The sequence below is a fragment of the Citricoccus sp. K5 genome, assembly GCF_902506195.1.
Classification (GTDB): Bacteria; Actinomycetota; Actinomycetes; order Actinomycetales; family Micrococcaceae; genus Citricoccus.
This window is the reverse complement of sequence record NZ_LR732817.1, coordinates 3,692,620-3,705,066: the sequence shown is the minus strand read 5'-3', so window position 1 is coordinate 3,705,066 and position 12,447 is coordinate 3,692,620. Positions and strand designations below refer to the sequence as shown.

Sequence of the window (12,447 nt, the reverse complement as noted above, 5' to 3'; positions counted from 1 at the left end):
CCAGGTACGTGATGGTGTGTTGTCTTGCCGGGCGCTGATGGCTCAGCGCGGGGCCATGCGCAGGGCACCGTCCAGGCGCACGGTGGCCCCGTTGAGGTAGTCGCTGTCCAGGAGCGAGCCCACCAGTTGGGCGTACTCCTCGGGCCGGCCGAGCCGGGCAGGGAAGGGCACCCCGGCGGCCAGGCCGGCCCGGTAGTCCTCGCCGACGGTGGCGAGCATGGGGGTTTCCAGGATGCCCGGGGCGATCGTGTTCACCCGGATGCCGAAACTGGCCAGGTCGCGAGCGGCGGTGATGGTCAGGCTGTGCACCCCGCCCTTGGACGCTGCGTAGGCCGCTTGGCCGACCTGGCCCTCGAAGGCGGCGACCGAGGCGGTGTTCACGATCAGCCCACGCTGCACGTCCTCATCGACGGGATCAGTCTGTGCCATGGCCTCCGCGGCCAGGGTCATCACGGTGAACGTCCCGATGAGGTTGACCCGTACCACGGTCTCGAACATTCCCAGATCGTGGGAGCCATTCCGCCCTAGGATCCGGGCCGACGGAGCGATGCCGGCACAGTTCACCGCCATGCGCAGCGGCCCGGCCTCGCCGGCGGCCGCGACCGCGGCACGCACCTGCTCAGCATCCGTCACGTCCGCGGGCACATATGTGACGCCCTCCACGGCCGGCGCCTTGCTGATACCCGCGGGCAGGTCGACACCAATCACACGCACGCCGCGGGCGGCGAGCATCGCAGCGGTCGCCGCGCCCAGACCGGAAGCAGCGCCGGTGACCAGAGCCGAAGAGTTGTTGATGTCCATGAAGGGTTCCTATCTATAGGGGTGGGGAAGGATAGCGCTCAGACGAAGGCAGACACGCCGGTGACAGCTCGGCCCACGATGAGGGCGTTGATCTCGTAGGTGCCCTCGTAGGTGTAGAAGATCTTGACGTCGTTGAAGAGCCGGGCCATTTCGTGTCCGGACAGGATGCCATTGCCTCCCATCAGGACCCGGCCCGCAACGGCGGATTCCTGTGCCAGCGAGGTCGTGGTGGCCTTGGCCAGGGTTGCATGGGACACGCCGAAGGCTCCTCGTCCTGCTTTGGTTCGCCCGGGTCGGTGCTTCTCACCCGCAGTCAGCAACATTGGTACTGATTGGGTACTGACGCCTTCCATACTGATGCCGGACCGCCATCTTGTCAACGCTTTAGTTGACTGGCGGACAAATGCGGCCGGATCGAGAGGTCATCCCTCCCGACTTGGCTCATTCCTAGTGCCCTGATTTTTCGGGCAGGGTCTTGAGGATTTCCTTGGCTTCGGGGGTGAGGGCTGCGGGGATGGTGGCGATGGTCCCGTTGATCTCGACCAGGCCCTCTCGGAGGGGTTGGAGTGTCTTGATGATCCGGCGCAGGCTCATTCCGGTGGCCGTCTGGAGGTGTCGGCCTACGGCCAGGGCGCAGAACACAATGGTCAGGTGGGCCTCGATCGCATCCCGGGTGTGGTGGAAGATCGGGCGGGCCCGCAGGTCGGATTTGGCCATCCGGAATGAGGCCTCGACCTCGAACAGTGAGTGATAGGCAGCCACGACCTCGGCCCCGGAGAGTACCTTCATGCTGGTGTTCATCACGTAGCCCTTGAGCCCGAAGAGCTGCTCGGCGGCCTTGGCCGCCTCATAGTCCACGGTCAGGGACTTTCGCTGGCCCGTGGTTAGGAACCGAGCCTTGCGCTGGGCCTTGCGGCCGGCGGCGATGTCCTCGGCCCGCTGGACCTGCAACGTGTGGTTGCGCCGGTCGCGGTGTTCGCGGGCCAGCCGGTACTGCCAGACCGCGCGCCGCCGTGAGGACTCGGTGCCCTTCTTCAACTCAGTGGTGGTCTCGATGACCTGGCCATCGGCGAAGTGGTTGCCCGTCGTGGCGAACGTCTTGGCCAGGTCCATGGGGGCCTTGGCGTTCCTCGAGCCGACGATGTACTGGTATCCGGCCTCCTCCAGGGCCTGGATGTTCGCCCAGGAGAGCATGCCGGCATCAGCCACCACCAGCATGTCCTGCACCTGGTGGCGATCCCGGAAGGCGTCCAACACGGGGATCATGGTCCGGGTCTCGGCCTTGTTGCCCTCGAAGAAGTGCAGCTCCAGCGGGAACCCGTGCCGGTCGACCAGCAGTCCGACGAGGATCTGGGGGTCGATCCGGCGTTCTTTGGAGAACCCTGACTTGCGTAGTTCGTCTTCCTCGTCGGCCTCGAAATACAGGGTCGTCACGTCGTATAGGCACACGCTGACCGCGCCACCGTCTGCGGCGAACCGGTAGGCCGCCGAGGAGAGCAGGTCCCGCCAGTTGTCAGGAACGCAGCGGGCCAGATGGCGCTTGAGCGTGGCATAGGAAGGCACGTTCTCCACGTTCAGCTCGGCCAACACCCGCAGAGAGTCCAGCTTCGAGGTTGGTTCGATCACCCGGGCCAGCACCAGTTGCTTGAGGACCTCGTCGTTCACGGCGCCGGTGAATCCGATCCTCTCGTAGGCCTGCTCCAGCACTTCCCACAGCACCCTGGGTCGGGTCCCGTGCAGCACCAGCCCGCCACCGGCATCCACGCCTTTGGCGGGGGCCGTGGTGGTGTCATCGGTGTGCAGGTCGAGGTCGAAAGCCATCTGCCCGGCCTGGATTTTCTCCCGCGCCACCTGTTCCAGCGCGGCCAGGGTCACCTCGTCGTGGGCCGACCCGAGGTGTTCAAGGATCTCCCGCTTGCCGTGGCGCTTCTGCGCGATCTGCACCGCGGTCGCCCCGGAGCTCGTCTTCACCTGCCGGATGTACACCCTCAACAGCCTAGAACCACCCCGGCTAGTGCCCCACCCCGCGACCAAGAACCCCGGAATCACGCGGAACTATGAGCCCAAAGCGACCGAATCACCGAAGAGTGAGCCAAGTCGGGTTCCATACTGATGCCGGACCGCCATCTTGTCAACGCTTTAGTTGACTGGCGGACAAATGCGGCCGGATCGAGAGGTCATCCCTCGATTTTTCTATAGCCGGTGACGGCGACCGGCCACGGAGATGGTCCCCGACAGTGACCGGGCATGCTGCAATCGCTCAGTCGGCAATGGGCCCGCAGCTTGCCACACTAGGATCCCGTGCCTATGAGACCTGACCGCCGGGGTGCAGGACCGGACGATGCCGTGGCCATGTCGGGCGCGTCGCAGGCGGGCCAGCGCGTCTGTTGCGGTGTTCATGGGAGGGGTAGGCGTGAGCTTGGCGGTCAGGCCCCAACTGTCAGACCGGCCAATCAGACGAGCCCCCCTGCGACACGGGGCAGAGGGGTGGGGCCGGGCAATAAGCGCGCACGGCCCGTAATGCGTGGCCCCTACAGGGGCACCGGAGGTGGCTCAACGCGGATGCCCCTGTTCGCCGAAAGCGCTCAGTGCCCCCACTGAGGGCTTCTCCCTGCACCGGGTATCAAGCCGCGGTCGGGCTCTCCTACGCCGGGCTGTCGCCGGGGCGGGGAGCGACGCCGTCGAAGAAGATCTGCGAGAAGCCCCGTGCTACTTGTTCGGCAGAGTATGCACCGGTCTTGGGATTGAACCACCGGTGAGTCCAGTTGATCATGCCGAAGAACCCTCGAGACATCAGCGCGGGGGGGACGTCCGAACGGAATTCCCCCTCCTCGACGCCGTTCTCCAAGATCTGCCGGACTATTGACGTGAAGGCCCTGGTTTTCGCCAGCATGTCCTGGGCCCAGGGGGTTGACTGAAAAGCCACTTTCCCCATGTCCTCGCTTATGTATATATACACATAAGGATAGTTCTCTGCATAGGAGTTCAACTGCACTTGGAGAAGCAGGGAAAGCTTCTCTCGAGCGGTGACGTCAAGGCGTTCAATTCGTTGAGCTTCCCTGAGGTTGTCCTCGAGAACTCCCTGCACCGAGCTCTGGAAGACCTCCTGAAAGAGCTCTTCCTTACTGGCCACGTAATAGTAAAGGCTGGCCCTGTCAGTGCCGAACCTATCGGCGACGTCATTCAGGGTCGTGGACTCGTACCCTTGCTCATTGAAGACCTCGGCAGCCGTCCTAAGGAGTTCGGCACGCTTCTTGAGGTAGGCAGAGTTGCCTTCCTTGATGGCCAGCTCTCGCCTCTGGCTCATTCCGCTGCTGGCCGCCCGGGTTGCTGTCTTCGACATAGATTTCGATACTACCTGTTCGTTATGGCCGCTTGAGCAGCGGTGGAGGGGCGCTGAGTCATAGCCGCCGCGGCGCCGCGGGCCGGGACGCCCCGGTGGCCCGGAGTTGCCTTAGCCAGGTCGATGGCTGAGAGAATCTCCGTGGATCCAGCCCCTAGTTCAAGAGCGTTGTGAACGTGCAGGGCCAATCCCGGCATGTACCGGTGCATGGGCATGGCGTCCACGGCGATGGAGATCAGCTCCTTGGTCACGGCAGGAACGGTGCGGGTCTTCCCTGGGAGGGCTCCAATCATCATGAAGCCTTCCAGTGCCGAGGGTGAACTCTGGGCCAGCGCGTCCAGGAACCCGGGAACGTACCCGTCAAAGGTTTCCCAGTAGGCCCCTCCCCCCGTCCACGTCTCCACCAGTTCGCTAGCAGCCTGAGCCTCGGTGGCCGGATGGATCCCCCGTTCCTGAGCGAGCTCGACCAGACTTTGGGAGCCTTCCATGAAGGAGTGCACTCCCAGGCCGGCCACCAATGTGAGCACTTCGTGCAGCTGTTCGGGCGTGGCCCCGTGGTCCAGGCACTCCTCGGCGAAGGGTCGGGCCGCGTCCACATCCAGCACGGACACGGACACCCTCGTGGCGTACTGGATGAATGCCGCCGTCAGTGGCGGCAGGGGACTGCCGGGGGGTGCCCCCTGCAGCAGGAACTCCGCGTCTTCCCTGAGCTGCTCGAGACTAAGTCCAGGACTCATGCGGAACCGACCTTGGAGTCTTCCAGGCGGGCGCGCAATCCTCGCTTGTTGATCTTGGTGGTCGACATCGGCCACTCCTCACTTCCGAGGAAGTGCACTTCGGCGGGGATCTTGTAGCTGGAGATCTTTCCTCGGCAGAAATCGAGAAGTTCGTCTTCTGTGAGGTGCTGACCTGGCTCCACTTCCACGAAGGCGACCGCCACTTCATCCAGGCGACTGTCCGGGCGCCCCACCACGGAGGCCATGCGGACTGCGGGGTGGCGACATAGGAAGGACTCGATCTCGATAGTGGCCACGTTCTCGCCACCGATCTTGAGCATGTCCTTGAGGCGACCGTGGAACACCACTCTCCCGTCAGGGGTGCGGCTGTAGAGGTCTCCGGTGCGTAACCACCCATCCGCGCTGAGGGTTTCGGCCGTCTTGGCGGGGTCGCGGTAGTACTCCGTCATCACGCAGTATCCGCGGATCAGCATCTCTCCCATCTGCCCGTCGGGAAGGTCTTCACCGGTGGCGATGTCCACAATGCGCAGCTCAATACCGGGGACCGCCTTGCCTTGAGCTTCCGAGCGTTCCTCAACGCTCTCCAGCCGATCGCTGAGTGCGTAGATCCCAGCTGCCTCGGTCATACCGCACGCCGCGAGCATCTCGGCGTGTGGAAAGGTTTGTTGCACTTGTTCGATGAGGGGGCGGGGGCCGATGACGAGGATGGACCGCAGGTGCGGCAGCGCCCGGGCGTCGAACCGCGGGTGATCCAGCATGGGTTGCATGATGGCCGGAAACCACGGGAACGCCACCGTGACTCCCTCTTGTGCCATGAGGTCGACCGCCCGGTCGACATCAAAATACGTGTCCGTGACGTAAGTGCCGCAGGCGCCGATCGAGCCGAGGAAGGGACTCAGGCTTCCGATGTGGTAGAGGGGGCCAGCGCCCCAGGTAACGTCAGGGCCACCGGCGCCGTAGCGATGGCGAGCACGGTGCACAGCACCCCGCGTGAGCGCCTCATGGCTGAGGACGCACCCCTTGGGGTGGGCCGTGGTGCCGGAGGTGTAGAGCAGCATCGCGGCGTCTCGGACGCGCACGGAGGCCCGGGAGCGGTGGACCTGCATCAAGTCGGTCCGTCCCGCAAACTCGTCGAACTCACTCCGGCTCATCAGGCCCGGTCCGGCCTCACCGTTCATGGCGACGACGAACCTCAACCGAGGATGGCGGGGGAGACGCAGACTCTGCACATCGGTTTGTGCATCCAGGCCGTCCAAGGCCTGGGCCAGGACATTCGGGAAGTCCAGATAGGCCCCGGGGGATGAGCCGAGCGTAAGGAAACCGACCAGATCGGCGTTCTCGGCGATGTGGTCGAGCTCATCGGTCCGATGCCGAGCATTGACAGGAACGGCCACTCCCCCCATCAGAGCAACCCCGAAGACGCTCTCGATGAATTCGATGCCGTTGTGGCCCAGGATCCCCACGTGGTCCCCGCGGCGCACCCCCAGAGACAACAGGCTGCGGGCCACCCCGACCGCCCGGGCGAACAGCTCTGCATGCGTGTAACGCTGCCCGGGCAGGACCAGCGCATCACGATCGGGTGCCTGGTGGGCGGAACGCACCAGCAGATCACCTAGGGGCATTACCTCACTCCACATGGCGAGTTCTTCATCATCATTCATGGCGAGCCTCCTTCACAGAATTTACTATGACATGGGTCACGCTTGTCGTCAACGTATGAGTTGACGTGGCGTCAACATTAGGGTTGACGCCCTTGGTTCGGCTCCATAGGCTGGGCCACCAGATCAATCAAGCGCCGGCGAGTATGACCGCCGGCCTAATCCGAATGCCAGACACGTGGCCGGAGCACTGGAGCAAGCGAAATGAGCACTGGGACGCACATCCGGATCGAACATGAGGGTCCGCTGACATGGATCGTGTTGGACCGCCCCGATCAGGCAAATTCCATGAGTCAGGAGATGCTGGAGGAATTCAGCGCGGCACTCGAACGACTGCGTGAAGAAGGCGGACCCGTGCTGGCGATCCGCGGCGAGGGCAAGGGGTTCTCCGCCGGCTTCGACATCGGCCAGGTGGGCACGCCTAAAGCGGCCGACCCGGTGGCTGATCGAGCCCGGCTGCAGAAGAACCTGGAGCGGTGGCTGGCGATCTGGGACCACCCGAAACCCGTGATTACCGCCGTGCACGGGTACTGCCTGGCCGGAGCAACCCAGATGTGCGTCTACTCCGACATCACCATCGTGGCCGAAGACGCTCGAATCGGCGAACCCTCCATCGCCATCGGCGGCGGGTACATCGCCCCTACGTGGGCGCCGCTCGTGGGACCCAAGCGCGCCAAGGAACTTGCCTTCGTGGCAGGCAACCATATCGACGGCCGCACCGCCGTGGAGTGGGGCTGGGCCAATCATGCCGTGCCTGAGCAGCAGTTGCTCGAGACGGTACGGGCCCTGGCCGAGCGGATCGCGCAGGTTCCTTCCGAGGTGCTGGCCATCAAGAAGCTCTCGATCAACCGGGCCATGGAAGCCATGGGGGTGCGACAGGCTGCCTCCTCGGTGAGCGAGATGGACGCCCTGCTGCATCTGTCTCCCTCGGTCCTGGAGCTACGGGAACGCATCGGCCAAGAAGGTCTCAAGCCGGTCATCGCGTCGTTCAGAGGTCCATCGACGACGGAGATCGCACGTGCTGGAAGGCCGTTGACATGACAAAACACGCACCTGGAGCTGTCGCGCCCACCGCTGCGCGGGCTTACGACCTGACCTCGGGCCGCACTTTGCTGCAGCACCTGGAGCATTGGTCGACCCAGCGCGCCAGCCAGGACGCCCTGGTCTTCCTGCGCGACGTCGCGCAACCGGCTACCTACGGACGCATGGCCTGGCAGGGCCTCGCCGAGACGGTCGATGTGCTACGGCGACGCCTAGCAACGGCAGGCATCAGCGACCAGGCGGGCACCTTCGTAGCCCTGCCCAACTGTCCACTGCTGATATCGCTGTGGTTGGCCGTCCCCGGAAACGGGGGCATCGTCCAGGTGATGGATCCCGACGCTGGCCGGCTGGCCTTCGAGAGAGTTCTCGTCGCCACCCAGCCGCTTCTCGCCATCGCCTCAACCGCCAATGGCCCCATCATCGCCGAGGCCATCCGACGTACGGGGGTCCCCACCGAACTCGTGGTCACTCCGGAAGAGGCCCTCTGGGACCCGACGGGGGCCCTGGCCGACCATCGCCTGGGGACGCTCCCATTGCAGGACCCGACGGCGGAGATGATTGCCGGACGGTTGCCGACCTCAGGGACCAGTGGACGCCAGAAGCTGGTTGAACTCACTCACCGCAATTATGTGATGTCGGGTGAACGGATGGCACGGAACTCGGGCTTCACCTCCGAGGATCGGCACTATCTGTGCTCCCCCTTCTTCCACACGAACGCCCAGCTCTACCTGTGTGCTCCGCCCCTAGTGACCGGTGGGTCGATCAGCGTCGTTCCCCGGTTCAGCGCGACCCATTACTTCTCCGCCGCCCGCTGGACCGGGAGCACCGTCAGCTCCATGGTGGCTCCGCCCATGCGGATGGCTCTGCACAAGGCCATGGACGCGGCAGGCCCGGTCGATCCCGGCCAGTTGCGTCTGATCCAGTACGGGATGAATCTCAGCCGCAGCGACTGGGACGCGTGGGATGAACTGGTCCCCGGCGTGCAGACCCGACAGATCTACGGCCAAACGGAATCCGTCACCGGTGTGCTCGGCGGGGCGGTCTGGGAGACGGACGACCGCGCAACTATCGGCCGTCCCTTCCTCGGCGTGGACGAAGTCCGGCTGGTTGCTCAAGACGGAAGCGATGCCCGGGACGGGGAGCCGGGCGAGCTGTGGGTTCGAGGCATCCCGGGAGAGACCCTGATGCTCGGCTACCACGCAGATCCTCAGGAAACGGGGCGCACCATCGTTGACGGTTGCTGGCTGCGGACCGGCGACGTCATGGTGAGACGTTCCGACGGACGGTTCGAGTTCCGGGGCCGGGCGATGCACATCATCCGGCGGGGCGGGGAGAATCTCTCGACCTACGCCCTGGAGCTGGACCTACAGGCCTGCCCGCTGGTCAACGATGTCGCCATCACCGCCCAAGAGGATCCCACCTTGGACGCCGTCGTTGTGGCCCACGTCATCCCCGGCGCCGCCTGGTCCGAAAACGGTTTCCTGGCATGGTGCCGGGAGCACCTGGGCAAGCGGGGGGTCCCCGATCTGGTGCGCGTGCACGCAGAGTTCCCCCGCACCGGAAGCGGGCGGGTCCTCGCGCGCGAACTCAAGTGAAGCCGGACGGGACTCTCACCCCGTCCGACCAGAAGGAGGCGGGTATGCCCGCAGTTCTGATCGCCAACCGGGGAGAGGTGGCCCTGCGCATCATCCGCGCAGCCCACGGCCTGGGCCTGCGCACCGTGGCCGTCTACGCCACCGACGATGCAGATTCGGCCCACGTTGGCGCCGCCGATGAGGCACGGTCGCTGGGTGCCGCTGGAGTGGCCGCCTATCTCGACATCGACGCCGTGCTGCAGGCAGGCCTGGACGCTCAGTGCGATCTGGTGCATCCGGGTTACGGATTCCTCAGCGAGAACCCGCTGTTCGCCCGCAGCTGCGCCGAGGCGGGCCTGGCCTTCGTGGGACCCGACCCAGAGGTCCTCGACCTTCTTGGGGACAAGGGCACCGCCCGCGGACTCGCCGCGCGGGTGCAGGTGCCGGTGTTGCCCGCGACCGCAGTGGTGGCACGCGTGGAGGAGGCTGAACAGTTCATGGCCTCGTTGGACGGGGCGCCGGTCATCGTCAAGGCCGTGGCCGGCGGGGGCGGACGAGGCATGCGCATCGTGCAGGAGCCGGCGGATCTACCCTCAGCCCTGGAACGGTGCCGGTCGGAGGCCGCACGAAGTTTCGGTCGACCCTACGTCTACGTGGAGCGCTATGTGCCCCGGGCACGCCACGTGGAGGTGCAGGTCGTGGGAGACGGCTCGAACGTGGTGCACCTCGGGGACCGCGACTGCAGCATCCAGCGCCGGCACCAGAAAATGATCGAAATCGCTCCGGCCCCCTTCCTCACCGAGGATCTGCGCACTGCGATGCAGGCCTCGGCCGTGGAGCTCTGCCGCGCGGTGGGGTACCGCGGCCTGGGCACGGTCGAGTTCCTCGTCGACCTCGACAAGCCCGGGGCCTACTTCTTCATCGAGGCCAATCCGCGGTTGCAGGTGGAGCACGGCATCACTGAAGAGGTGACGGGCGTTGACCTGGTGCGCACCCAATTACGGATTTCCGCCGGCGCCTCCTTGGCCGAGTGCGGTCTGGACCCCGCGGACACCGTCACCGTTCGCGGGACCGCGGTCGAGGCCCGGGTCACTGTGGAGCCCGGGGGCCCCGACCGGGTGAGCCGTTTCGAGGCCCCCTCGGGTCCGGGGATCCGGGTGGAGACGCACGGTTTTGAGGGCATGGATGTCAACCGCGTTTACGACCCCTTGCTGGGCAAGGTCATCGTGCACCGTGAGGGTTCGTCCCTGCATGAGGTCATGGACGAACTTCGAGAGGTCTTGACCGGTTTCCGCATCGAGGGGCCCCACACCAACCTCCCCCTCCTGGACCGCCTCCTGTCCATGGAGGAGGTGCGCTGCGGTACCACGACGTCCGATTTTCTCGATGCCCTGCTGGCCCCAGTCCAGGACGATGTCGACCAGGGGGAGAGGATTACCGTGGCCTCCCCGACCCAGGCCACGGTGGTCTCCGTGCTCACGGTCCCCGGTGCTCGGGTGCGTCGGGGACAGCCCCTGATGGTCCTGGAATCCATGAAGATGGAGCAGGAGATCCCCTCACCAGCCCACGGGACGGTGTGCGACGTTCAAGTCCTCCCCGGCAGCTCGGTCCGGGAAGGACAGCATCTCCTGACCGTCGAATCACGTGGGGTTGAAGCCATTGAGCAGCCGGAGGTTCCCGCCGCCATTCCCGCCACCGGCACGCGGGATGATCTTCAGAACCTGTTCGCCCGCCGGGCCCGGACCACGGACGGCAACCGGCCCGAGGCCGTGGCGAAACGCCACAGCCTCGGCAAACGGACGGCCCGGGAGAACCTCGCCGAGCTCTTCGACGACGGCGCCTTCCACGAGTACGGTTCGCTCGTGGTCGCTGCCCAGCGGGCCCGCCGTTCACAGGAGGACCTGGAAACCCACACTCCTGCCGATGGGCTGGTCACGGCCGTCGGCTCGGTGGGCGCCACTGCCGGTCGGGACCCTGTCCCGGTGACCGCGCTGGCCTACGACTACACGGTGCTGGCCGGGACGCAGGGGATGCAAAGCCACCGGAAGGCCGAGCGGATACTCGACCTCGCCCGACGCCGGGGCACCCCCGTGGTGATCTTCGCCGAAGGCGGTGGCGGGCGCCCCGGGGACACGGACAACCAGGCGCGAGCCACCGGTATGGACCTGGGAACCTTCACGGCCCTAGGACGGCTGAACGGACTGGTCCCGACCGTGGGCATCGCCTCGGGGCGATGCTTCGCCGGCAACGCCGCCATGCTGGGCGCCTGTGACGTCATCATCGCCACCAAGGATGCCAACATCGGCCTGGGAGGACCGGCCATGATCGAAGGCGGGGGGCTGGGCAGTTTCACCGCAGAGGAGATCGGCCCCGTCTCCGTTCAGGTGCCCAACGGCGTGGTGGATGTCCTCGTCCAGGACGAGCGGGAAGCAGCCAGGACGGCCAGGAAGTACCTGGGCTACTTCCAAGGTCCCTCGACAAGGTGGTCCAGTGCCGACCAGCGGTTGCTGAGGGACCTGGTGCCCGAGCAGCCGCGGCGCTCCTTCGACATCCGCCGGCTCATCGAGGTGCTCTGTGACGAGGACTCCACCCTGGAACTGCGTGCCGGATTCGGACGCGCCGCCCTCACGATCCTGGGGAGAATCGAGGGCCGTCCCGTGGGGATCATCGCCAATGATGGTCGGGTGAACGGCGGCGCCATCGACAGCGACGCGGCAGACAAGATGGCCCGGTTCCTCCAGCTGTGCGACGCCCACGATCTCCCCGTCCTTAGCCTGTGCGACACCCCGGGGTTCATGGTGGGCCCCGAGTCCGAGACCCGCGCCACGGTGCGCCATGTGAGCCGGCTCCTGGTGGCCGCACCCAACCTCGCGGTGCCCTTCTGTTGTGTGGTGATCCGGCGATCATACGGACTGGGCGGACAGGCTATGGCCGGAGGGAGCTTCCGCACCCCGGACGCCATCGTGGCCTGGCCCACCGGGGACATCGGCGCCATGGGACCCGAGGGCGCCGCCCGCCTGGGCTACCGGAAGGAGCTACAGGCCATCCCCACCGGATCGGAACGCGATGCGGAACTCCGCCGCCTCACCGAGGAGTACCGACAGCGCGGACAAGCGATCAACGCGGCCTCCGTCTTCGAGATCGACGACGTCATCGACCCCGCCGAAACACGCTCGTGGATCACCCATGTCCTGACCGCCACCGCCGACTGCTCGGACGAGCCCGCTCAGCGGCGTCGAATCGACACCTGGTGACCTTCCTCCGCGTATTCACGAAGCCTTGATTCCCAATCA

Annotated in this window: 8 protein-coding genes and 1 pseudogene; 3 read left to right on the top strand and 6 right to left on the bottom strand. The window is 65.7% G+C overall.

Translation table 11 applies throughout. The features are described from left to right. Nucleotides 1-42 precede the first annotated feature (42 nt). The 6 genes and pseudogenes from BOSE125_RS16765 to BOSE125_RS16740 all read right to left on the bottom strand — a co-directional run bounded on the left by BOSE125_RS16765 (nt 43) and on the right by BOSE125_RS16740 (nt 6,542). Nucleotides 43-801, bottom strand: coding sequence for an SDR family NAD(P)-dependent oxidoreductase (locus tag BOSE125_RS16765; protein WP_159554423.1), 759 nt, complete (start codon nt 799-801; stop codon nt 43-45). A gap of 38 nt (nt 802-839) precedes the next feature. Beyond that, nucleotides 840-1,049 (bottom strand): annotated as a pseudogene (locus tag BOSE125_RS16760) (acyl-CoA dehydrogenase family protein); the annotation flags it as partial. Nucleotides 1,050-1,248: 199 nt separating this feature from the next. Continuing rightward, entirely contained in the window at nt 1,249-2,787 is a 1,539-nt protein-coding gene (locus BOSE125_RS16755; RefSeq protein ID WP_236558084.1) for an IS1634 family transposase, read from the bottom strand. Between the two features lie 658 nt (nt 2,788-3,445). Next, nucleotides 3,446-4,144, bottom strand: a complete 699-nt coding sequence (locus BOSE125_RS16750; RefSeq protein WP_159554419.1) for a TetR/AcrR family transcriptional regulator — start codon at nt 4,142-4,144, stop codon at nt 3,446-3,448. Between the two features lie 11 nt (nt 4,145-4,155). Beyond that, a complete protein-coding gene (locus BOSE125_RS16745) occupies nt 4,156-4,881 on the bottom strand; it encodes a carboxymuconolactone decarboxylase family protein (protein ID WP_159554417.1) in 726 nt (241 codons plus the stop codon). Next, on the bottom strand, nt 4,878-6,542 hold the full coding sequence (locus BOSE125_RS16740; RefSeq protein ID WP_159554415.1) for a class I adenylate-forming enzyme family protein: 1,665 nt from the start codon (nt 6,540-6,542) through the stop codon (nt 4,878-4,880). The genes BOSE125_RS16745 and BOSE125_RS16740 overlap by 4 nt, the downstream gene beginning before the upstream one ends. 201 nt (nt 6,543-6,743) lie before the next feature. On the opposite strand from BOSE125_RS16740, the gene BOSE125_RS16735 reads away from it, so the two are divergent. From BOSE125_RS16735 to BOSE125_RS16725, 3 genes are read left to right on the top strand one after another with little or no spacing between them, the layout of a single operon-like run. Then, on the top strand, nt 6,744-7,580 hold the full coding sequence (locus tag BOSE125_RS16735; RefSeq protein WP_159554413.1) for an enoyl-CoA hydratase-related protein: 837 nt from the start codon (nt 6,744-6,746) through the stop codon (nt 7,578-7,580). Then, entirely contained in the window at nt 7,577-9,175 is a 1,599-nt protein-coding gene (locus tag BOSE125_RS16730) for a class I adenylate-forming enzyme family protein (protein WP_159554411.1), read from the top strand. Before BOSE125_RS16735 ends, BOSE125_RS16730 begins: the two co-directional genes overlap by 4 nt. Nucleotides 9,176-9,219: 44 nt before the next feature. Further along, on the top strand, nt 9,220-12,408 hold the full coding sequence (locus BOSE125_RS16725) for a carboxyl transferase domain-containing protein (protein ID WP_159554409.1): 3,189 nt from the start codon (nt 9,220-9,222) through the stop codon (nt 12,406-12,408). Nucleotides 12,409-12,447 lie beyond the last annotated feature (39 nt).

What these genes read in the sequence shown, in the direction of transcription:
- BOSE125_RS16765 (WP_159554423.1), bottom strand. Translation starts at nt 801, where the DNA reads ATGGACATCAACAACTCTTCGGCTCTGGTCACCGGCGCTGCTTCCGGT.
- BOSE125_RS16750 (WP_159554419.1), bottom strand. Translation starts at nt 4,144, where the DNA reads ATGTCGAAGACAGCAACCCGGGCGGCCAGCAGCGGAATGAGCCAGAGG.
- BOSE125_RS16745 (WP_159554417.1), bottom strand. Translation starts at nt 4,881, where the DNA reads ATGAGTCCTGGACTTAGTCTCGAGCAGCTCAGGGAAGACGCGGAGTTC.
- BOSE125_RS16740 (WP_159554415.1), bottom strand. Translation starts at nt 6,542, where the DNA reads ATGAATGATGATGAAGAACTCGCCATGTGGAGTGAGGTAATGCCCCTA.
- BOSE125_RS16735 (WP_159554413.1), top strand. Translation starts at nt 6,744, where the DNA reads ATGAGCACTGGGACGCACATCCGGATCGAACATGAGGGTCCGCTGACA.
- BOSE125_RS16730 (WP_159554411.1), top strand. Translation starts at nt 7,577, where the DNA reads ATGACAAAACACGCACCTGGAGCTGTCGCGCCCACCGCTGCGCGGGCT.
- BOSE125_RS16725 (WP_159554409.1), top strand. Translation starts at nt 9,220, where the DNA reads ATGCCCGCAGTTCTGATCGCCAACCGGGGAGAGGTGGCCCTGCGCATC.